General features: G+C 69.5%; 30 protein-coding genes. 6 read left to right on the top strand and 24 right to left on the bottom strand.

What is annotated here, in order from left to right; translation table 11 throughout:
* Positions 1 to 118: 118 nt before the first annotated feature.
* The 22 genes from ACZ63H_RS36680 to ACZ63H_RS36785 all read right to left on the bottom strand — a co-directional run bounded on the left by ACZ63H_RS36680 (position 119) and on the right by ACZ63H_RS36785 (position 12,147).
* A complete protein-coding gene (locus ACZ63H_RS36680; RefSeq protein WP_469872656.1) occupies positions 119 to 355 on the bottom strand; it encodes a hypothetical protein in 237 nt (78 codons plus the stop codon).
* A 604-nt stretch (positions 356 to 959) separates the two neighbouring features.
* Positions 960 to 1,172: a hypothetical protein gene (locus ACZ63H_RS36685; protein WP_469872658.1), complete on the bottom strand. Its 213-nt coding sequence runs from the start codon at positions 1,170 to 1,172 to the stop codon at positions 960 to 962.
* Positions 1,169 to 1,435, bottom strand: a complete 267-nt coding sequence (locus ACZ63H_RS36690; protein WP_469872660.1) for a hypothetical protein — start codon at positions 1,433 to 1,435, stop codon at positions 1,169 to 1,171. The genes ACZ63H_RS36685 and ACZ63H_RS36690 overlap by 4 nt, the downstream gene beginning before the upstream one ends.
* Positions 1,432 to 1,737, bottom strand: a complete 306-nt coding sequence (locus tag ACZ63H_RS36695) for a hypothetical protein (protein ID WP_469872662.1) — start codon at positions 1,735 to 1,737, stop codon at positions 1,432 to 1,434. The genes ACZ63H_RS36690 and ACZ63H_RS36695 overlap by 4 nt, the downstream gene beginning before the upstream one ends.
* Positions 1,738 to 1,947: 210 nt before the next feature.
* The gene (locus tag ACZ63H_RS36700; RefSeq protein WP_469872663.1) at positions 1,948 to 2,328 is read right to left on the bottom strand and encodes a hypothetical protein; all 381 of its coding nucleotides are present in this window, start codon (positions 2,326 to 2,328) and stop codon (positions 1,948 to 1,950) included.
* Complete coding sequence (locus tag ACZ63H_RS36705) at positions 2,325 to 2,678, bottom strand: hypothetical protein (RefSeq protein WP_469872665.1); 354 nt, start codon at positions 2,676 to 2,678, stop codon at positions 2,325 to 2,327. Before ACZ63H_RS36705 ends, ACZ63H_RS36700 begins: the two co-directional genes overlap by 4 nt.
* 128 nt (positions 2,679 to 2,806) lie before the next feature.
* Positions 2,807 to 3,238, bottom strand: coding sequence for a hypothetical protein (locus tag ACZ63H_RS36710; RefSeq protein ID WP_469872667.1), 432 nt, complete (start codon positions 3,236 to 3,238; stop codon positions 2,807 to 2,809).
* Positions 3,239 to 3,247: 9 nt separating this feature from the next.
* Positions 3,248 to 4,129 carry a hypothetical protein gene (locus ACZ63H_RS36715; protein WP_469872669.1) on the bottom strand — a complete coding sequence of 294 codons (882 nt, stop codon included), beginning with the start codon at positions 4,127 to 4,129 and terminating at the stop codon, positions 3,248 to 3,250.
* The gene (locus ACZ63H_RS36720; RefSeq protein ID WP_469872671.1) at positions 4,126 to 4,449 is read right to left on the bottom strand and encodes a hypothetical protein; all 324 of its coding nucleotides are present in this window, start codon (positions 4,447 to 4,449) and stop codon (positions 4,126 to 4,128) included. Before ACZ63H_RS36720 ends, ACZ63H_RS36715 begins: the two co-directional genes overlap by 4 nt.
* Positions 4,449 to 4,835 (bottom strand): hypothetical protein, encoded by a 387-nt coding sequence (locus ACZ63H_RS36725; RefSeq protein WP_469872673.1) that lies wholly within the window; start codon positions 4,833 to 4,835, stop codon positions 4,449 to 4,451. Before ACZ63H_RS36725 ends, ACZ63H_RS36720 begins: the two co-directional genes overlap by 1 nt.
* The gene (locus ACZ63H_RS36730; protein ID WP_469872675.1) at positions 4,832 to 5,557 is read right to left on the bottom strand and encodes a transglycosylase SLT domain-containing protein; all 726 of its coding nucleotides are present in this window, start codon (positions 5,555 to 5,557) and stop codon (positions 4,832 to 4,834) included. The genes ACZ63H_RS36725 and ACZ63H_RS36730 overlap by 4 nt, the downstream gene beginning before the upstream one ends.
* A 4-nt stretch (positions 5,558 to 5,561) precedes the next feature.
* On the bottom strand, positions 5,562 to 5,957 hold the full coding sequence (locus tag ACZ63H_RS36735) for a hypothetical protein (protein WP_469872677.1): 396 nt from the start codon (positions 5,955 to 5,957) through the stop codon (positions 5,562 to 5,564).
* Positions 5,958 to 5,963: 6 nt separating this feature from the next.
* Complete coding sequence (locus tag ACZ63H_RS36740; RefSeq protein ID WP_469872679.1) at positions 5,964 to 6,914, bottom strand: fibronectin type III domain-containing protein; 951 nt, start codon at positions 6,912 to 6,914, stop codon at positions 5,964 to 5,966.
* Between the two features lie 26 nt (positions 6,915 to 6,940).
* Positions 6,941 to 7,723 carry a hypothetical protein gene (locus ACZ63H_RS36745; protein WP_469872681.1) on the bottom strand — a complete coding sequence of 261 codons (783 nt, stop codon included), beginning with the start codon at positions 7,721 to 7,723 and terminating at the stop codon, positions 6,941 to 6,943.
* Between the two features lie 2 nt (positions 7,724 to 7,725).
* On the bottom strand, positions 7,726 to 7,878 hold the full coding sequence (locus ACZ63H_RS36750) for a hypothetical protein (protein ID WP_469872683.1): 153 nt from the start codon (positions 7,876 to 7,878) through the stop codon (positions 7,726 to 7,728).
* Positions 7,879 to 7,891: 13 nt separating this feature from the next.
* Positions 7,892 to 8,224, bottom strand: coding sequence for a hypothetical protein (locus ACZ63H_RS36755; protein WP_469872684.1), 333 nt, complete (start codon positions 8,222 to 8,224; stop codon positions 7,892 to 7,894).
* Between the two features lies 1 nt (position 8,225).
* Positions 8,226 to 8,885, bottom strand: coding sequence for a C40 family peptidase (locus ACZ63H_RS36760; RefSeq protein WP_469872686.1), 660 nt, complete (start codon positions 8,883 to 8,885; stop codon positions 8,226 to 8,228).
* A gap of 158 nt (positions 8,886 to 9,043) precedes the next feature.
* Positions 9,044 to 10,219 carry a hypothetical protein gene (locus ACZ63H_RS36765; protein WP_469872688.1) on the bottom strand — a complete coding sequence of 392 codons (1,176 nt, stop codon included), beginning with the start codon at positions 10,217 to 10,219 and terminating at the stop codon, positions 9,044 to 9,046.
* Positions 10,220 to 10,294: 75 nt separating this feature from the next.
* Entirely contained in the window at positions 10,295 to 11,020 is a 726-nt protein-coding gene (locus tag ACZ63H_RS36770; RefSeq protein WP_469872690.1) for a DEAD/DEAH box helicase family protein, read from the bottom strand.
* A gap of 1 nt (position 11,021) precedes the next feature.
* Positions 11,022 to 11,645 (bottom strand): hypothetical protein, encoded by a 624-nt coding sequence (locus tag ACZ63H_RS36775; protein ID WP_469872692.1) that lies wholly within the window; start codon positions 11,643 to 11,645, stop codon positions 11,022 to 11,024.
* The gene (locus tag ACZ63H_RS36780; RefSeq protein ID WP_469872694.1) at positions 11,642 to 11,983 is read right to left on the bottom strand and encodes a hypothetical protein; all 342 of its coding nucleotides are present in this window, start codon (positions 11,981 to 11,983) and stop codon (positions 11,642 to 11,644) included. Before ACZ63H_RS36780 ends, ACZ63H_RS36775 begins: the two co-directional genes overlap by 4 nt.
* Entirely contained in the window at positions 11,983 to 12,147 is a 165-nt protein-coding gene (locus ACZ63H_RS36785) for a hypothetical protein (protein ID WP_469872696.1), read from the bottom strand. The genes ACZ63H_RS36780 and ACZ63H_RS36785 overlap by 1 nt, the downstream gene beginning before the upstream one ends.
* A 160-nt stretch (positions 12,148 to 12,307) precedes the next feature.
* Between ACZ63H_RS36785 and ACZ63H_RS36790 the strand changes: the two genes are divergently transcribed.
* From ACZ63H_RS36790 to ACZ63H_RS36805, 4 genes are all read left to right on the top strand, one after another.
* Positions 12,308 to 12,889, top strand: coding sequence for a hypothetical protein (locus ACZ63H_RS36790; RefSeq protein WP_469872698.1), 582 nt, complete (start codon positions 12,308 to 12,310; stop codon positions 12,887 to 12,889).
* A 344-nt stretch (positions 12,890 to 13,233) separates the two neighbouring features.
* Positions 13,234 to 13,449 carry a hypothetical protein gene (locus ACZ63H_RS36795; RefSeq protein WP_469872700.1) on the top strand — a complete coding sequence of 72 codons (216 nt, stop codon included), beginning with the start codon at positions 13,234 to 13,236 and terminating at the stop codon, positions 13,447 to 13,449.
* Entirely contained in the window at positions 13,446 to 14,786 is a 1,341-nt protein-coding gene (locus ACZ63H_RS36800) for a hypothetical protein (protein WP_469872702.1), read from the top strand. Before ACZ63H_RS36795 ends, ACZ63H_RS36800 begins: the two co-directional genes overlap by 4 nt.
* Positions 14,783 to 15,367 carry a hypothetical protein gene (locus tag ACZ63H_RS36805; protein WP_469872704.1) on the top strand — a complete coding sequence of 195 codons (585 nt, stop codon included), beginning with the start codon at positions 14,783 to 14,785 and terminating at the stop codon, positions 15,365 to 15,367. Before ACZ63H_RS36800 ends, ACZ63H_RS36805 begins: the two co-directional genes overlap by 4 nt.
* A 118-nt stretch (positions 15,368 to 15,485) precedes the next feature.
* On the opposite strand, the gene ACZ63H_RS36810 is transcribed toward ACZ63H_RS36805, so the two are convergent.
* Together ACZ63H_RS36810 and ACZ63H_RS36815 are read right to left on the bottom strand one after the other, a co-directional pair.
* Positions 15,486 to 15,755 carry a hypothetical protein gene (locus ACZ63H_RS36810; RefSeq protein ID WP_469872706.1) on the bottom strand — a complete coding sequence of 90 codons (270 nt, stop codon included), beginning with the start codon at positions 15,753 to 15,755 and terminating at the stop codon, positions 15,486 to 15,488.
* Positions 15,752 to 16,408, bottom strand: a complete 657-nt coding sequence (locus ACZ63H_RS36815; protein ID WP_469872708.1) for a peptidoglycan recognition protein family protein — start codon at positions 16,406 to 16,408, stop codon at positions 15,752 to 15,754. The genes ACZ63H_RS36810 and ACZ63H_RS36815 overlap by 4 nt, the downstream gene beginning before the upstream one ends.
* 598 nt (positions 16,409 to 17,006) lie before the next feature.
* On the opposite strand from ACZ63H_RS36815, the gene ACZ63H_RS36820 reads away from it, so the two are divergent.
* On the top strand, positions 17,007 to 17,384 hold the full coding sequence (locus ACZ63H_RS36820; RefSeq protein WP_469872710.1) for a hypothetical protein: 378 nt from the start codon (positions 17,007 to 17,009) through the stop codon (positions 17,382 to 17,384).
* The gene (locus ACZ63H_RS36825; RefSeq protein ID WP_469872712.1) at positions 17,377 to 17,559 is read left to right on the top strand and encodes a hypothetical protein; all 183 of its coding nucleotides are present in this window, start codon (positions 17,377 to 17,379) and stop codon (positions 17,557 to 17,559) included. The genes ACZ63H_RS36820 and ACZ63H_RS36825 overlap by 8 nt, the downstream gene beginning before the upstream one ends.
* The last annotated feature ends 432 nt before the right edge of the window (positions 17,560 to 17,991 follow it).

Consider the following 17,991-nt stretch of genomic DNA (forward strand, 5'->3'; position numbering starts at 1 on the left):
CCGGGGGGCGCCCTTCGGGCCCGATTGGTGGCCTTCGGCCACCCTTTGGGCGCCTTCGGCGCTGTTGGGGTGGCCTTCGGCCTATTGTTCGGTCTGAGAGGTTATCACCTTCGGTGACTTACGTCCCGAACTGCGAGCAATGGACGTGGTGCTGACCGTCTGTCATGTAGCAGGTGCCACAGCGCTGGGTGCCCTTCGTGCGCTCCCCGGTGACCGTCGCCGGGAACAACGCCTTCCCCAGCCTCTCCAGGATCCTGTCGCCACGCGGCGTGGTGAACAGGACCGTGGCGACCCAGGCGCCGGCAGCCGACGCGGCAGCAGCCTTCCAGCCGAACGCGGTATCACGATCGCTCATCGGTGGTGCCTCCTTCGAGCCATGGGCGCGGGTCGTCCGACTCGAACCGGGCGCAGGGGCCTGCGCAGGGCCCCGCGGTCGGGCAGACGCGCGTCTGCATGACACGGCACGTGGCGTTCGCGCTCAGGTCGCGGTAGTGCGACCGGAGTTCGCGGCCAGCGACCGTACGAACGTCGTCGCTGGGTCCTTGCGCCTTGTCCAGGGCCATCTGGAGCAGATCCCGGGCTGCTGTGACGGCGCGCACCACCCTGTCGTGTGGTGTCTCGCCGTCCGGTCGGAACTGCGGGCCCTGCGGCGGGATGTCGGTCACGGCCGGCCCTTCTTCGGGAGCGTCTGGGGGCCCTGCGGGGGGCGCTGCGTCTGGGGGCCCTGAAGGGGCTTGGGCTGCGTCTGGGGGCCCTGCGGGGGGTTCTGGGGCGGTGTCTTGGGCATCGTCAGCTCCGTTCGATCAGCTCGTACAGCTTGGCCGTCAGGCCCCGCTGGCTCAGCAGGTACAGATCGAAGCCCATGAGGGCCCGGATGAACGGGTCCCCGTACATGGCTTCGTCGCGGCGGTCTCGTCGGCGGTCCCTCAGAATGGCGCGCTTGCGCCGTGTGGCCGCGTTCACGGCGTCGCGCCGGCAGATTCGCGGCAGGGGCACGGCTCCGTGTAGAGGGTGCCGTCGGGGTTCTTCGGCGGGATGGCTCGGTCCCACAGTCCGCCGTCGCACACGCGGGCGGTGTGGCAGGGGCAGTTGGGGCAGTCCTCGGGGGCCGGCCGCATCCAGCGGTGCCCGTCGGGGGCTTCCAGGGACGGGTCCTCGATCCACCGGGTCATGGTGTGTCTCCTTCGGTGCCGATGATCGCGCGGGGCCCGTAGGGGCCCTGACGGACCATGTTCTGTAAGCGGAACAGGAGTCGGTCCCGGATCTCGCGGACCATCTCCGGGGTTGCGGGCCGGGTGACGGTGCTGAGGACCGCGGGCAGTCCCTCGATCGGGTCGCGGCCCTCGATCATGTACAGGGCCACGACGGCTTCGCGCTCGGTGAGGCTGATACCGCCTATGCCGGGCATGTACTCGGCGTAGTCGTTGGGCATCATCCCGCCTTCCGGCCGAACAGCAGCCGGACGGGCTGCTGCGGCTCCGGGGCGGGCGGGGTGTGAGCGGGTGCGGGCGTGGGCATGCTCGCCTCCTTGATGCGGTGGTAGGCGTCGTAGACTGCCCACCCGTCGGGGCACTTGATGTCCTTCGGGGTGCAGTGCTCGCAGTCGTGGATGTGCCGCTTGATGGCCGCGCGCGCCGAGGGTTCGTCGGCGGGCAGGGGGGTGGCAGCGCGGCGGATGCAGATGCGGATCGCGTCGTTCTTGCTGATCTTGATGCCGAGTTCTTCGTGAGCGCGCATCACCCGGGCCAGTATGGCGTCTTCGTACTCGGTGTAGCGGAAGTTTGTACGATGAGTGAGGTTTTTGGAGCGAGCGGGCATGGTGCACTTTCGGAACGATAGTGGTGCCACCTTCGCTGAAGGTGGTGTCCGATTGCTTGTTCGAGGGGCCCCGGGCCCCCGTCGGCGGCGCCGTGAGCGGCACGGGGGCCCGGGGCGGTCTGGGTGGTATCAGCTCTCGGGGTGCGGGCGGGCGGCGCCCATGGGGGTGTCGGCCCAGTCGGTGGTCAGGATCGCCTCTCCGCACGCCATGTTCTGCTGGGCGTGCGCGCACTCGCCGGCCACGCAGCGGCGGGAGCGGTAGCGGTAGCACACCGGGTGTCCGCAGATCCCTTGCTTGCAGGCGAGCGGGATGAACGGGTAGGTGGTGGACACGCCGGTGTCTCCTTCGGTGTCGTCACTGCTCCAGGTGGGGCAGGCGGGTGTGGTGTGGTCGGTGGTGTGGCAGATGCGGCACCCGGGGGTGCACGGGCCGCTGTGCATCCACGCGCGGATGCAGTCGCCGCCGAGGCGGCAGTAGGCGTGCAGCGCGGGGGGCTGGTCGGCGGTCATTCGGTCCGCCTCCGGGTGGTCACCGCGTTGATGGCCATCGCCGCTTCGTTCAGGTGCTTGCGTGCGCGCTGGAGGTCCGCCTGCGTGCGGGGGCGGTGCTGGCGGGAGCGGCAGTTCAGCTCGATGGCGTACAGGCCCTCGGTGATGTCGTCAAGGGCGTGCGCGAGAACGTGCATGAGCGACGGGCGCAGCATGTAGTCCAGGTGCGGGGTGTTGATGTTGGCCGGCGCTTCCTGGAGGGTGAGCCTGCGGAAGCGCGTTGCGCCGCGCTGGATGGCTGCCAGGCTGGTGGTGAAGCGGCCGGTCCACTGTCCCCAGGTGGGGAGTCGGTGGCGAGCAGGGTTGTGCATCGTGGATCTCCCATCTGTGACGGAGTGAACCGCCACAGTCATTCACGGTATCAGACTGATACCGCACACGGGAGCCGGAAACGAGAAACCCCCGCGTACGCATACGCGGGGGTCCTATGCCTCTCAGGTCAGCGCCCGAAGAACGACCAGCGCGGCTTCTCCTTCTTCTCCGTCTGCCCGCTGCCGTCGTCGTCCGTCTCGGCCGGGGTCGCCGGACTCTCCTCCTTCGGCTCCGGGGCCGGCGCGGTCGCTTCCTGCTCACCCTCGGCGGGCGCCGCCGGCAGCCGCTGTTCGAGGAGTGCCGTCAACGACTCCAGTCGCCCTTCGAGCCCTGCCACGCGCTCTTCCGTCGCCCACGCGGACGCTGCCGCTTCACCTGCCACCTGTGCTGCCACCTCCGCTTGATGGACTGCCACTTCGGCCGTTGCCGCCGCCCCGTCGGCGGTCTCTTCGGCCTGTTCGGACCGCGCCGCCGCCTCACCGGCCGCGAACGCCGCGACAACCGCGGCTTCGGCCTGGTCGTCGTCGCCCTGGACCACGACCGTCGTCGGCTCTGCCATGCCTGCCCCCTAGAGCTGCTCTCGGTACCAGCCGCTGACCGTGATCAGCGCACTGGCGTTGACCTGACCGCCGAGCAGGTCGACCCCGCCCCGCGTCAGCCGGTCGATGGTCGACCCCGACCCCCCGTTCAGGCACAGCGCGGTGTACTCGCCCGGCCCGGGCCCGCCCACACCGGACACGTGCGCGCCCATCTGCTGCCGGGTGGTCCGGTCGATCGCCGTCGGCGTGGTCACCGTGACCGGCGATGTCCCGCTGCCCGCCGTCGCGGTGACGAAGTAGGCGGTGAAGAACACCATGGGCCCGATCCTGTAGTACCAGCCGGTACGGGTGGAGAACGTCGCCAGACCGGCCGCCATGAACGGCGTGTAGGTCTGCGCGTCCGGGTAGGTCACGATGCGGCCGGCCGCGTCGAACACGGTCCCGTTGATCTGGACGTAGCCGCCCGGGGCGTCCGCCGGGTCACCGGCCGCCATGATGATCGCCGGGGCCTCACCGTGGAAGCGGCCACTCATCCGGATCGCCGCGTAGTCGACGCCTTCCAGGGACGTGTCCGCGTCACGGGGGCTGGGGGTGCGCACGTACAGGCCGCGGGTGAACGTGTCGTCGTACTCGGTGAGCGTGCCGGGCGTCACGTCGCCGCTCATGCTCAGGGTGAGCCCCGGGCCCGGGTCGGCGACGCCGGACGGCGCCGAGGGGTCCAGGGCGGCCGTCGCCCCGGTCGGCCCGTACACCCGGACCACGTCGGCGTCGGGGGAGATCTCGCAGATGAGCCGGTTGGCCGCGTCGTAGATCTGGATGCGCCCGCCGTCTCCGTCCAGGATGACGCGCTTCCCGGTGGTGCGCCCGTACGGCAGGACCAGCGACCGCAGCGCCGCCATGAACGACTTCATGCTTCCACCCCATCGTCGTAGAACCACGTCACGGTGCCCGTGCTGCCGGGCGTGCATCCGGCGACCGCGACCGTCATCACGTCGCCGGGCCGCAGCGTCACCGCGGGATCGCCGGCCGCCGTGTCGCCGGTCGGTATCAGCGGGGTGACCAGCGCCCCGTTCTTGCGCAGTGCGGCCGTGGCGCCGATCGGTGCCGCCGGCACTTCGAGCGAGACCTGCTTGACGGTCCAGGTCTGGAACTTGGTCCTGGTCCTGAGCGTGGCCGTGGCGGTACCGCCGGCACCGACCGTCAGGGTCACCGCTTCGTCCCGGTCAGCCATCAGTCCGCCCAGTACTCGGCGACGTAGCTGACGGTCGTGGCCGCACCGGACGATGCCATCACCCAGATCTCGCCGTAGGCGGTGAGCTGGAGCATGCTGCCGACGGGCACGATCGCCCCCATGCCGGGGATGCACTGCTTTTTCGAGCCCGCGAGCCGGACGGCGCCGCCGGACGGTATCAGGACTGTGCGCTTGCGGCGCGGGTCCTTGCCGAGGATGCGGACCGGGGTGACGTTGTCCAGGTCCATCTGGTCAGCGACGAAGTCCTCGGCGGGCAGCTCCACCGTGCGGGTGGGCCCCTGCACCACGACCGGTATCGGGGTCAGCGGCGCGGCTGCTGGCTCTTCCTGGAGCAGTTCGTCCGTGTCCGGCTGGAGTTCGCTCATCGTGATGCCTTCGCTCTGGTCGTGACGCCGCGTCCGCCGCTCTTCACGGCGCGGCCTGCGGTTCGTGCGCGGGCGGTCGCGGTGACGCGGCCGGCCGGGGTGAGGGTGGCGACCTTGCCAACCGTGTTGGCGACCGGCTGCCACGTGCCCCGGGTGACGACGGCGAGCCCTACGCCGACCATGGCGGCGCCGATGCCGACCTGCACCGTGCGCACCCAGTTGTGCGGGTCGCCGACCCACTCGGCTGCCCCGACGCCCAGTTCGGCCAGCGCGGACAGCCCTTCGATGCCGGTGACGGGCGGGAACATCAGCCCCGGCAGGTCGTTCAGGTCCAGGGCCTGGTCCAGGGCTTGGTCCACGGTCCCGCCCGCGCCGCCGCCGCCGGCCATGTACGTCTTGTACGCGCCGCTGGTGTACGTCGACCAGGGCCGCCAGTTGGTCCCCTTGCCTGAAATCATCGCCATGGCGCGGGCGTTGGTGGCCGGGTCGAAAAGCTGTGCGTCCGACGTGATGCCGAGTGCCCGACGGCGGGCCGGGCCCAGTGTGCCCCGCATGTTGACCTGCCACAGCCCGTAGGAGTCGTCCGGCGGTTTCGCGTTGTGCGCGGTCGTTTCGCCGCTTGACTCCGCCATGGCGACGGCGGCAGCGATGCGCGCCTGGTCCGCCGACAGGCCGGCAGACCGGGCGTACATCTCGATCTGCGCCTGGGACAGCTTGGCCATCGGGTCAGGCCACGGCCGGGACGTCGTCGCTGTAGCCGTAGGAGGCTGGCGCGTCCTGCTGGGTGACAGCCGGGGTCACCTCCGACATGGTGATGTCGCCCGCGACCGCCCTGCCGATGAGGGGGTTCACCGCGTCGGCGTGCCGGTGCATCCAGTCCATGGCGACGACCATGGCGCCGCCGACGATGAACGGGCCCGCGTCCTTCGACACGAGGCTGATACCGGCCACGGCTGCGGCGGCCGTCCAGGACGCGGACCGTCGGGCGCCGTTCAGGTCCGCGTTGTACTGGTCGGCGGACCGGATGTCCGCCAGCGTCGGCGTGGCGTTCGAGTAGATGGCATACACCAGGGTGCCCGTGGCGAGTGCCACGGTGAGGCTGACCTCGGGCTTCAGGCTCATCGGGAGCTACCTCTTTGTGGTAAAGCCGCGCTTTGCGGACTCGGGGCCGGGCCCCTGGGTGTGGGTGTCCGCCTTGACGGACACCGTGTACTTGGACTTCGGCTTCAGGCTGACGACCGTGTATTTCGGCCCGTCGCTGTGGCCGTGCTGGACGCCGTTGATGTACCAGATGTAGCCGGTGGCGCCCGAGACGGGCTTGGTGCTCACGGTCGCGGACGTGCGGGTGATCCCGGACACCGACGGGGTGGCCGGCCGCCCCAGCTTGACCGGCGCCGTCTTCACCGTGAGCGGCTGGCTCTTGGGGCCCGGGGAGCCGGTTCCGGTCCGCGCGGCCACCAGAAACGTGTAGCTCTTGTTCGGGGTCAGGCCGCGGGCGTAGAACTTCGTGTCGGCGGAGTCGCCGATCGGTTCGTTTCCCAGGTCGGCCCGGTAGATCCGGTATCCGGATGCGCCCGTGACCTTGTTCCACGCCAGATCGATCTGGGTCGTGGCGACCTTCGTCGCCCGGAGCCCGGTCGGTTCCTGGAAGGTGGACGGGCTGCCGGCCGTGTCGGAGTTGATCGGGTACCGGCCGCCGGGCGGGTATCCAATCTGGCCGATCGCGGCCCGGACCATGTTCTGTTCGACGCTGGTCAATCCCTGGTGGGTGACGTACTTCCCGAGGGCGGTCGCGAGTGCGCCGTCATCGAACGTCCCGGCCAGAGCCTCCCGGGCTTGCTGGGCCCACTCGGCGTCGGAATCCGGGGAGGTAGAAGAGTCAGTAGTAGCGCCGCCGCTGTTGGCACCAGCTCCCGCCACACCACCAGCGGTATCCGTGACCCCATCGGTCATCACGTCCGTATCGTCGTAGGCGGGGTAGTCGGCGGGCGCCTGGGACCGTGACCAGTACGCATACGCCACGATCCCCACGGCCAAGGCGCCGCCGGCCATCACGTACGCCTTCTTCACCCGGCCCACGGCCGGGACCTGGACCGTGCCTTCGCTCACACCGACCACATCCCGTCTGTGGCGATCCCGCCGTCACCGGCCGCCGCGCCCTGGTCCGCCAGGATGGTGTCGGTCAGGGACGGCGGAGAGCGGTACAGGGCCGGGCGGGTAGACACCGTGTCCATCGGCCGGGCCATGGTCGCGAACGGGCTGGTACGGCCCCAGGTGCCGTTCTGCGCGGGCTGGTTCGCGGGCACCCGGATGTCCCGGGCGAGCAGCTGCTGGGCGGTGTAGTTCCGGGGGTCGATCCGGTTCTTCCGGTCGACGAACCGCCAGCGCAGGAAGCCGGCGCGCCAGCCTCGGCCGCCGTAGCCCTCAATCGACGTGTCGTTGTTCTGCGGCAGCGAGTTGATACCGCGCTGGATGGCCTCCGCCGACGGCGCTGTTGTCCCCCCGCCCTCCCACCGCGACTCCAGGTAGCGGGTGGTGTCGTCCTGGAACGGCTGCCTGCCGGCGTACTGCGACTGCACCCAGCCACGGTCACGGCCGGTGTGCCCCAGGGCCTGAACGGTCTGCCGCTCCAGCTCGTTGTGGAAGGCGCCGCCGACCGCGTCGGTGTCACCGGGGTCCCGAGAGGGGTTGTCCAGGGCGAGCCCCGGCGTGTTGACGACGGTCCGCATGAAGTCGGTGCCGTCGTAGTCGGGGCTGACCGGCGCCTGGTGGTCCTGGGGGTACTGATCCGTCAGGTCCTGCCCGTGCGCCGGCGACGGCTCACGCAGGCGCGTCGGGTTCGCCTGTACCTGCTGGGCGGCACGCAGCCACGTGCCGGTGTACGCCATCGCTACGCCTTGCCCGTCATGGACGTGGCCAGCGTGCCGCGCACGAACCGGGTGAAGGAGTCGAACACCTTCGGCGTCTGCCGGTCGGGGAGGGTCAGCGTCGTCACCATGGCGATGCCGATCGCCCCCATGAGGAATTTCTCCAGGGTGCCCATGGGGCCGTCCTTTCTACAGACCTGGATGGGTCCTGCCGTTGGGCAGGGTCCGTTTCTTGCCGTGGCCGAACTGCCGGGGCTCGGCCCCTGAGTCGAACCAGTCCAGCGCGCTTTCGACGGGGCTGGGCACGCCCGGCTCCATGCGGGTCAGGCAGACCGTGATCAGTGCCATCCACGCGAGCGACCGCGCACCCTTGCCCCACATCCGCTCCAGACCGGTGAAGGCCATCGCGGCGAGCCCGGTCGCGACCGGCACCCGCCAGTCAACGGGCCGGTCGTGGAACACCGACCGGTTGGCCATGGTGATCGCGCCGATGGCCAGGATCGGACCCGTTGTCTCCGCCACGTCACACCTCCGCCGTGCGCGGTGGCTTGGGCGTGGCCGCGCCCCCGCCGGCCGCCGCCGCGTACCGCTTGTAAATGGCGCGCTGCCCGCGCGGGCCCGCGCTGCCCACCGGGACGACCTCCACGACCTTGCCCGGCCGGGGGGCGTGCACCACGGTGCCCGGCGACACCACGATGGCAACGTGGCCCGGCCAGAACACAAGGTCCCCGGCCGCGGCCTGCCCGGCCGGGATGGACACCAGCGCCTTCCACGGTTGCTGGGTGTAGGTGGTGCGCGGCGCCGAGATCCCCACGTCGGCGAAGGCGCGCTGGACCAGCCCCGAGCAGTCGAAGGCGTCCGGCCCGTTCGCGGCCCACCGGTAGGGCCGGCCCTTGTAGCGGAGCGCGGCCTGCGCAAGCTGGGGGAAGGCGCCGCCGCCCGTGCCGGCCGGGACCGCCTGCGCCGTCCCCCCGGCCGCGCCGCCCTCGAGGCGGGCGCGGGCCGCCGTCGCGGTCGCGGTCGGCTTCCCCTCGGCACCCCGGTTGCCCTCGGGCAGGGTGCCGCTGGTGACCTCACGGAGCGCCTGGAGCACGCTGACGTCACGGATGCCCGCGTACATCAACAGCGCGCCGGCCGTCGCGGTCGCGACACCGACACCGCTGATACCGGCACTGCGCGCCATCGTCTGCTCCTCTCGGGGTGGTGGTGGGCTAGCGGTTGAGCACCTTGGGCAGCAGGAAGTACCCGACGGCGATCCCGACGGCCAACGTTGTGAATGGCTTGAAGTACTGCATGACCCCTCCCCTCATGTGCGGTTGGACTGGTGGGCCGAGGGCGGTATCAGCGGTTGCCCGCGATGGACTTCACGTCGCCGCCCGCGGGGACGACGTAGTTGATCAGGACGGTCAGGGTGTGCGAGCCGGTGCCGCCGATGCTGCCCTGGACGCGCAGCGCGGTCGCCGCCGAGACCGCCATGTAGCCGAGACGCGACTCGGCTCCGGGCTTCAGCCCGAAGTCGCGGGCGTAGCTCTCGGGGTAGGTGCCGTAGTCCCGGCCGCCCGGCGTCTCCACGGCCGCTGTGTACCCGTAGTGCTGGCCAATCTGGTGACGCCAGATGTCCTTCACGCGCTGGATGGGCTGGGCCGTCTCGTACTGGAGGATGAACGGGTCCGGGAAGTCCGCGTCCCCGACCGTCCGACTGCCGGCGCCGTCCCGCAGCTCGAAGATCATCGTCCTGACCAGACCGTCGAACGTCTGGAGGCGCTGCGCGACCGCGCCCGCGTTCAGGGTGTACGTCTGCTTGTCCCAGTACTGGACCGTGTTGAGCGCGGGCGGGTTCTGCGCCACCGGGTTGCCCTTCAGGTCGGTCGCGTTCGGGTCCATCCAGCCGAACTGCTGGATGCGGACCCGGACGCTGCCGGCCGCGGTCGGGGCGGTGCCGTACGGGGTGGCCGAGTTGGACAGGGTGATGTCCAGCTTGAACACCGCGCTGGCGGACTTGTTGAGCAAGGCGCCCAGGGCGTCACGGTGGACGATCTCGATGGGGAGCTGGAGCACGAAGGAGAACGACCCGCCCGTGCCGCCGCTGCCCGTCGTCGCCGAGTACACCGGAGAGAGCTTCTGGTCGTCCACGAAGCTGTACCCGCCGTACTTCAGCGCCACGTACAGGTCGTGGCCGTTCATCGGCCCGGCGATGGGGTTGTTCGACGTGTCGGAGAACGTGATGGTGTCGATCACGTTGAACGGGCCGTCCGCCGCGAACGTCACGCTCGCGCTGTTGCCGGTCGTCGTGCACTGGACGTAGACGTAGATGCCGGCGGTGAAGCCGTCGGTGTCCAGCTCGTAGGTGGGCAGACGCTGTGTGGACCCGGTGAGCGTCCGGGTCTGGTCGTACGTCTGCTTGTCGATGACGCGCGACCCCGTGATGAACGGGCGCCGCGCGGCTGCCTGCGCCTGCGCCTGCGCGGCCTGCTGCTTGCCGGTCTTGGACGTCGCGGGTGGTGCCGCCGTCGCCATGGTGCCCCCTATCAAGGGCCGGGAAAGGTCTGACAGGGGGCACTATCAAGAGGGCGGAGAGTTTTAGCAACCACCCTATTTTTCCACGATGCACATCACGCGGTCTTCCTGGCGAATGTAGAGCCATTCATACCGTGCGAGATTCGCGACCGTGTGGCGCACCAAGAACTCATCGATCCCTGAGATTTCCCCGAGGCGTGCCTGTTTTCGCTTGTCGTTGATGTAGCCCAAAAACAGGTGCTGCGCCTGCCCGTAGGCGTAGGTGGAAATGTTGACCGGCGCCTGTGATGCGGCCCAGATTCCATCGCGCATCGAGCGGCCTTGCATCCACATCGCTTCGAGTTCATCTGTGAGCCCGAGGGATTGAAGCCCTACGGTCTCGTCCGCGAAAACGATGTGGTTTCCCTTCCGGTAGGCGTACAGCAGTGCCGTGCGGAATGCCCGGTAGTGGTTGGCCCGGTCGATGTCGGGGTTGAACGCGTACTTGGGCCACAACACATAACCGGGGGGCTTGCCCGGTTTCCAGATGGTTGCACGAACGGGGTAGGACGTTACTGTCCTGTGACCTGCCCGCTTAGCCCACGTTTTCACCTGGGCGTCACGCGGCTTCAGAATGAGGCTGAGGGCAGGGAGTTCCGGCGACGCGGACCGCTCGATCAACTGCTGCGCGAGGTACGTTTTCCCGTTGCCCGTCGGCCCCAAGATCGTGACGTGCTCACCGGGGCGGTACTGCCAGTAGCGATCCAAGAATTCCTGCCGGGGAACCCTCAGAACGCCCGGCAGGTCATCGACGCGCGCCATGTCAGGCAGCCGCGGCCTGAAGGTCGCGCAGCAGCTCCTCAGGCTCCCGGGCGCCCATCGCCGTCGCCATCGGGCCGGGCAGCACCTTGTGGTTGTGGGCTATCTGCATCGCGAGCGGCATCACTGCGGCGAACAGCGCTCCGTAGGGGCCGGCCGCCAGCACCTTGTCGAGCACGGCGGCGAACTGGGGTTCCTGCTCCGCCGTCTCCTGGAGCGCGTCCGCCAGGGGGTCGGCGTGCAGCGTGATGGCCGCAGCGTCGGCGGCGAACGCGGGGTTCTTGATACCGAGCACGCTGAACGGCATGGCGACGACCTGGACCAGGCCCTTGATGCCGGGCCGGTAGTCGGGCACGCCCGCAGAGGGCTTCGACTGCTTCGTCTTGGGCTTGGGCGCGGCCGGCGAGAGCCTGACCTTGCGGGCGCCGCTGCGGGTGCGCGGCTTGCTGTCCGGGGTCCCGGCCGGCCGGCCGGGCTTGGCCCGGGGGGTGCCATCGGCCTTGCGGCCCCAGGGTGCCTCGGGGTCGACGGCGGGCGCCTGGACGTCGAACTGGGGGCTTGTCTCGGAGTGCTCTCGTGCGTCCTCCGCAGGCACGAGATAGTCCGGGTACTGCGTTGTCGTCGTCACTTCAGAAACTCCCTTCGAAGTGGCATCTGCATGTGCTTTTCCGGGTCGGAGATTCTCATGTTTCCCGCCGTCAGTTTTCTGTTGATGCGCAGGACTGACAGGGCGTCATGGACCGGCATGGCTGTGGGCAGAATGCAGATGTACAGGCACAGCGACTCATGGAGCTGATGACGTACGGCATCGGCTTTCGTGTCGTACAGCGCCGCGTCAGACTTGCCGTCCGCCAGGCGTACCGCAATCCATTTTCCGGCAGCCGCGAGACCGTGCACGGTGAGCTGGAAGTTGTGTGCGTCGGCGATGCGGCGCGCAGCGTCGTACTCTTCCGTCGGAGTCTCCACTACGCCTCCCTGAGCGCAACGAGCAGGATGGCGATTGATACCACGACGGCGCACACCGTGAAAACGTCGACTGCGCGCGATATGTCGTCGCGGATCTGGGTCAGATCCTGACGCGCGGCAGGGACCGCCTCGGCGATCGCCCGGCCCGGTCGTTGAAGTTTCATGCTGGGGAGACTACACAGATTCTCCCCAACTGGTATACGGTCGTCCTCACCTGACGGGTTGGGAGATCCGATGACCGTGATATCAGAGTCAGCTACGGAAAGCGTTGCGCTCTCGTCGACCTACCGTGACCCGGTGGTGCAGACCTTTTACGGTACCGTCGTGCATCACCTGGAAGCCGCCCCCGACGGCGCTTCCGCGGCCACCGAAATCACCGCAGCATTCCACCGAGAGCACGCGGCCCACGTCGCCCGTGAGGACGCTCTCGCCCGTGACGTGACGCGCCTGTCCGCCGACGTGGCGTCGAAGGCCGCGATGCTCCACTACGCGCAGCGCTCCGCCGCGCAGCTCATGGAGGAGTGCGTGCGGCAGGCCGGCCGCGTCAGCTCCCATCAGGCGGTCGAATCGCAGATGCACGACATCGCCGGGGAGCTGGAGCAGGCGTATCCGGCCATCGCCAAGCGCATCCGCGCCGTCCTGACCTCGATCCCGGAGCCCGTGCCGCCCGTGGCCGGCCCGACCATCCTTGCCTTCGTGCCGGACCCGCGCCTGAAGACGGGCTGGTTCGCCAGCGACGACAACAGCGACCAGCTCACCCCCATCCCGTTCGCCGGATGGGCGCTGGTCGCCTCCGTCCCCGACCCCGCCGAACAGCCGGTTCAGGCCGCGTTCCTGCGTGGCGGGTCGTGGCTGACGAAGGGCGAGTTGGCCGCGCGCGGCCTGTGGCTGCGGCACATCGACTGATCAGACCAGCGCACGCCGGGCACCCCCGGGAGCCGTCCCCCTTCAGGCTCCCGTCCGGCGCGCGACACTCGGCGGTGGCTAGTCCGGGCACACCGCCCGCCGGGGGCCCGTGGGGGGGCGCTGACCCGGCACACACCCTCCAGCAGTGTCCATGGACTGCTGGAGGGGTGAGCCCCCGCGATCGCCCCTGGTCGCGGGAGGGTCCGTAGCCACCCCGTCTACGGGCCCGCCCGAGAGGCAGAGGTGACTCTCGGGCACGTCGGCCCCGTTCGGTGGGAGTCAGGTCCCCGTGCCGAACGGGGCCGATGCATGTCAAAGCGGTATCAGCCTGATACCGTGCTCTCATGCCCACACCCCAGCTCTACCCCTACAAGCTGCGCGTCCAGTTCACCTCAGCCCAAGAACGCGGCCTCAAAGCCGCCGCCGCCCGCGCGTCCCGGTCCATCACCGACGTGATCCGTACCTACGTGCAGGAGGGGCTAGAGCGGGACGGCCTCGGCAGCGTGCCGCCGGGCCCCCTGCCGGGCCAGACGACCATCGACACTGAGGGGGACCAGTGAAATTCCTGCTGCTGACCGACACCATGTCCGTCATGGACGACAGGATCGGGCCGCCGCCGACCCGGGAGCCGGCGGACCTCGGCGACCTGCTCTCCACGGTCGCTGACCGCATGGACTCGGGGGGAGTCCTCATGCTCTCCGGGTCCTGGGGATCCCGGTACATCACGCCCTACGCCACCGGGGTCGACCCCGACACCGAGAAACCCGCCCAGGTCACGGCCGGCGACTGGACGGCACGCATCCAGCATGGCGACACCTGGGTCAGGTGGAGTTGCGGCCGCCAGAGCATCTGGACGTGCGAAGTCGACGCCATCGAGCCGGGCACAAAGTACTCCCCCCTGGTCGAGGACGACCCCGTACACACCGCGTCGAACTTGGCCCTGTGGCGACAGGTCACCGAAGTCGGCTGGGTCGGCACGCCCGGCATGGCCGGCAACGCCCTGCTGGTCGACGGCTGGCGGGTGATGAACCCGAAGTCTGATGAGCCGATGTGGTCCAGCAATGGCATCTGGTACGCCACCAGCGAGCGCCCCACATGGCCGTTCGGGCTCATCGAACAGCCCTACACCGCCGGCCAGTGGAGAGGCGACAGCAACAGCAATCGCCCCCTGCACGGCTACGACCTGAACAAGGCGTACCTCAGCGCCTACCAAGTCGCGGAGCTGCCCATCGACAAGCTGACGCACCACGAGGTCACCGGCCCGGACTGGGTGTTCGACCCGAAGGCGGGGTCCGTCTGGCGGGTGGAGCTGTCCCCGTGGCGCTACGGCCACCTGCTGCCCGACCCGGCCGGGTACGCGCCCGCCCTGGAGGACGGGACCCGGTGGGTCACCACCCCGACTCTGGTCCTGCTCCAGCAGCTCACCGAGCGCGGCGACTACGACGGATTCCGCGTCCTGGAGTACTGGGGGGGCTCCCGTGTCCGCCGCGTCACCAGGAAGTGGGCGGAGGTGCTGAACGACATCGCGAGCGCCGCCCGGGAGCCTCTGGCGACCGCTGCCCGGCAGGTCTACAAGCAGACGTACGGACTATGGGCGCGCGGCGGCCGGGTGGCCCGGCCCGAGTGGCACCACATCATCATCGCCACGGCCCGGACGAACCTGTGGCGGAAGCTGGACGCGGCGCTGCGCACCAACGTCGTAGGCATGCAGCCGACGTTGCAGGCCCTCACCTTCACCGAAGTCGCCGAACAGGCCCCCGTGCGCGTCGAAACCGACTGCGTGTTCTACGCCGGTATCACCGACTGGGAGCGCGACGCACCGCCCGGGTTCAGGCTGGACCCGTCCGGCATGAAGCTGGGGCACTTCAAGCCCTACGTCCCGAAGGAGGACCGGTGACCAGCCGCGCGGACCTGGAGCGCGAGTTCTACCGGGCCATCACCGGCAACCGGCTGTCCGCGGGGACCCACACCGTGGACAACGCCCTGCGGGAGCTTGGGCGCCGGTTCAAGCAGCCCTGGACCATCGCTGGCGTGTCCCGGGAGACATGGCGCCGCTGGAACCTCCCCGCGGGCGCGAAGAACCGCCAGCGGCCCCGGGCAGACAAGGAAGCGGGGTTGCTGGCCGCTCTGCGGCGCCTGCGCCTGTCCGGGGCGCGGGAGGCCAAGATCAGGGGCTCCGACGCGATCCACATTCACGCCACCGACAACTACGAGGACCAGGAACGGAACCTGGGACCGACGTCGTTCGACTGGCTTCCCAGTCAGGTGCGGAGCGTCAAGGGCGACATCCTGAACGCCTACATGGTCGCCGGAATCGGCGCCGCCGTCGATGCGTGGCTCGCCGCAGCCCCGAAGAACGCGGGCTGGGCCGCCGAGTGGCTGCACCCCGACTCCGACGGCAGCAGCCAGAGCATGACCCTGCACGCGATCGACTTGACGAAGAACCCGACGCGCGCCGGCCGGGCGCGGCGACGCTGATCCCACGTGTTCTTGGGAGATCCACGGGTAACGATCGGCGCCGCCGCTGAGAGCACGGTATCGGGTACGGGCCCACTGTCACCACGACAGCGGGCCCGTACACGTATGTTCAGGCCAGTCAACCCCCGTGCAGCGCACCCCACCCGGCCGCGATGCCGGCCGCGATGATGCCGAGGGCGTACCCGGCCCGCTTGAGGTAGACCGGGGTGGAATCCTTGAGCTGCTTCTCCACCTCCGTGACGCGGCCGGTCAGGTGCTGCACGTCCTGACGCAGCGCGGCGATGTCCCCGCGGCTGCCGTCCGCCGCCGCGGCCCCTGCCTTCGCCATCTCGTAGATCTGCTCCAGGGAGACGAGTACGCCCGTACGCGGAAGCTCAGGTGTGCTCACGACCGTCCCCGGAGGTACGCGGCGACGTGCCGCTGACGGACCCGCACGCGGGTGCGGAACGACCCCATGGCCATGCTGGGGTCGACCTTGCCGCGCTGCCACTCCTTGTGGCCGGCGACCGACAGCTCCGACCAGCCATGCAGTTCGCACAGAAGCGCGGCGGCCGTGGCCGCTGCGTCGAGCTGCACCTTGGGGTACGGGTCCTTGCCGTCACCCATGTTCAGCAGGCAGATGCCGTACAGCCGCGCGTTGCCGTCGATGCCGCCCTGGTCCCCATCGGTGAACCGGGGCTTCGGGAACGGCAGCCGCTCTTCGACCAGGTGCTGAAGCACGGCGGGATCCCCGGTCCCGGCGTGGTTGCAGCGCCCCCAGCCCACAAGGTGAACGGTCCCGTGCTTGTCGACCACGATCGGGTACAGCGGCCCCGGGAGCGTGCTGTGCCCGTCCCGGCACATCGCGATCGCCGAGGCTGTGTCCTTGGTCACGGAGTGGTGGATCAGCACCCCGTGCACCCCCGTGGGGTTCTTCGCGGTGACGCCCCAACCGTCGCCGCGCTGCCCCCTGTTGTGCGTCGCCCAGCCGTCGTGTGTCTGCACGTCAGCCAGCCGCTTCAGGTCCCCGTAGAAGGTCGATGCTCCGATGGGCTTCGCCATGGTGTCGACACCCCCTATCAGGTTGTTGTGCGGGGATCATCGCACGGACCACTGACAAGGGGTACGATCGACTTCAATCTCACTGGTCGCAGCCGGTTGGTCACGGCTCATCGGTGAGAGGACAACTGAGGGAGCCCCGGAGGTGTCCAGCCTCCGGGGCCCCGGGCCGACAGCCCACCCGATTCGACCCGGGTTGCTGGGAGCCGAAGACCTAGTCCGTTTGCAAGGCTCCCACCCGTCGGGTGGCTGTCCGATGACGAGATTACCCGAGATTCGCGGTTACCGCGCGGGTACCCCTCGATCATCCAGGTAAATGGTCAGTGGATTTCGACTTCCCCCCCACGTCCTTTCGGGTCTCTGCATACCGGGGCCGCACGTGGAGGCGCGGTCCCTCGATGCGTAACAGCGTGCGCGTTCGAAAACTTTGGCCGGTTTTCGCGCACAACACTACCGCACCGAGAACACAAAACCGCAGGTCACAGGGTTTCATGACACGCGCAATCCACCCGTACGGGGGAAACGCGAAACCCAAACGCCTGTAGTCGAGTGAAGGGGAACCCCCCACCTCCACACCAACTGCTATGTGGAGGAGCCAACCATGCCCGACCCGTCCGTGGGCCGCATCGTGCACGTCCAGCAGGACGACGCGCCGGCCATCCCCGCGATCATCACCGCGATCGGCGTCGAAGACCCCACCCGGGGCACGAAGCTGACGGACTGCTGGCTGACCCTGTTCCCCGTCGGCGGCGCCGCGTACGCGCCCCAGCTCCCGGTCGCCTACGACGACAGCGAGAGCCCCGCGCCCCACACGTGGCACTGGCCGCCGACCGACGCCGCCCCGGAGCCCGCGCCGACGGACCCGGGCACCACCGAGCCCGCGCCCGCGGACACGGACACCACCGGGACCGACGCGCCGGCCACCCTCGCGGCCACCAGCACCCGCAAGACCACCGCCCGGAAGTCCACCAGTGCCTGAGTGGTTCTGGGGCGCGACGACGGTCCTCATCGGGCTGTTCACGGTGCTCTGCGTCCTGCTGACGGGCGTCATCGCCACCGACCGCACCGCAGACCCCCGGTGGGCTCTCCTGCCCGCCGGGGGTGCCGTCGCGTGCCTGTACGGGCTGTTCTACGTCGGGAGCGTCCTCATCTGACCCCAGCCCAATGACCCCGGTGGGGAGCCCAGCCGGACTCTCCGTGAAGCAGCTCCCCACCGACCACAACGGCCACCAGGACCCGGTGAGCGCTCACCCCCTGGACGGCAAGGCCACGTAGCCGATACCGCGCAGCAGCCGCGGGCGGCACGGGCCGTAGGCCCCGACCATCACCGGTCGCGGGTCCCTGAGTGCTGCCCAACTCCATAGTGGATCTCTGGCCGTCTGGTCAGCCTTCGGCTGGTCGGTGGTTGCCCGCAGCCTTCGGCTGGCCGTAGTGGTCAGTTTGGCGACTGCCTTCGGCATCCGCCGCCGAAGGCGGGGGGTGCCAGAGCCATCAAGGGCGGCCGAAGGCCGGCCCAGGGAACCGGGGGTGCCGTAGGCACCCCCGGGGTCCCCACCCCAAAGGCGGAAAAAAAAAAACCCTGCCCC

The sequence above is a fragment of the Streptomyces sp. NPDC104831 genome, from assembly GCF_055583025.1.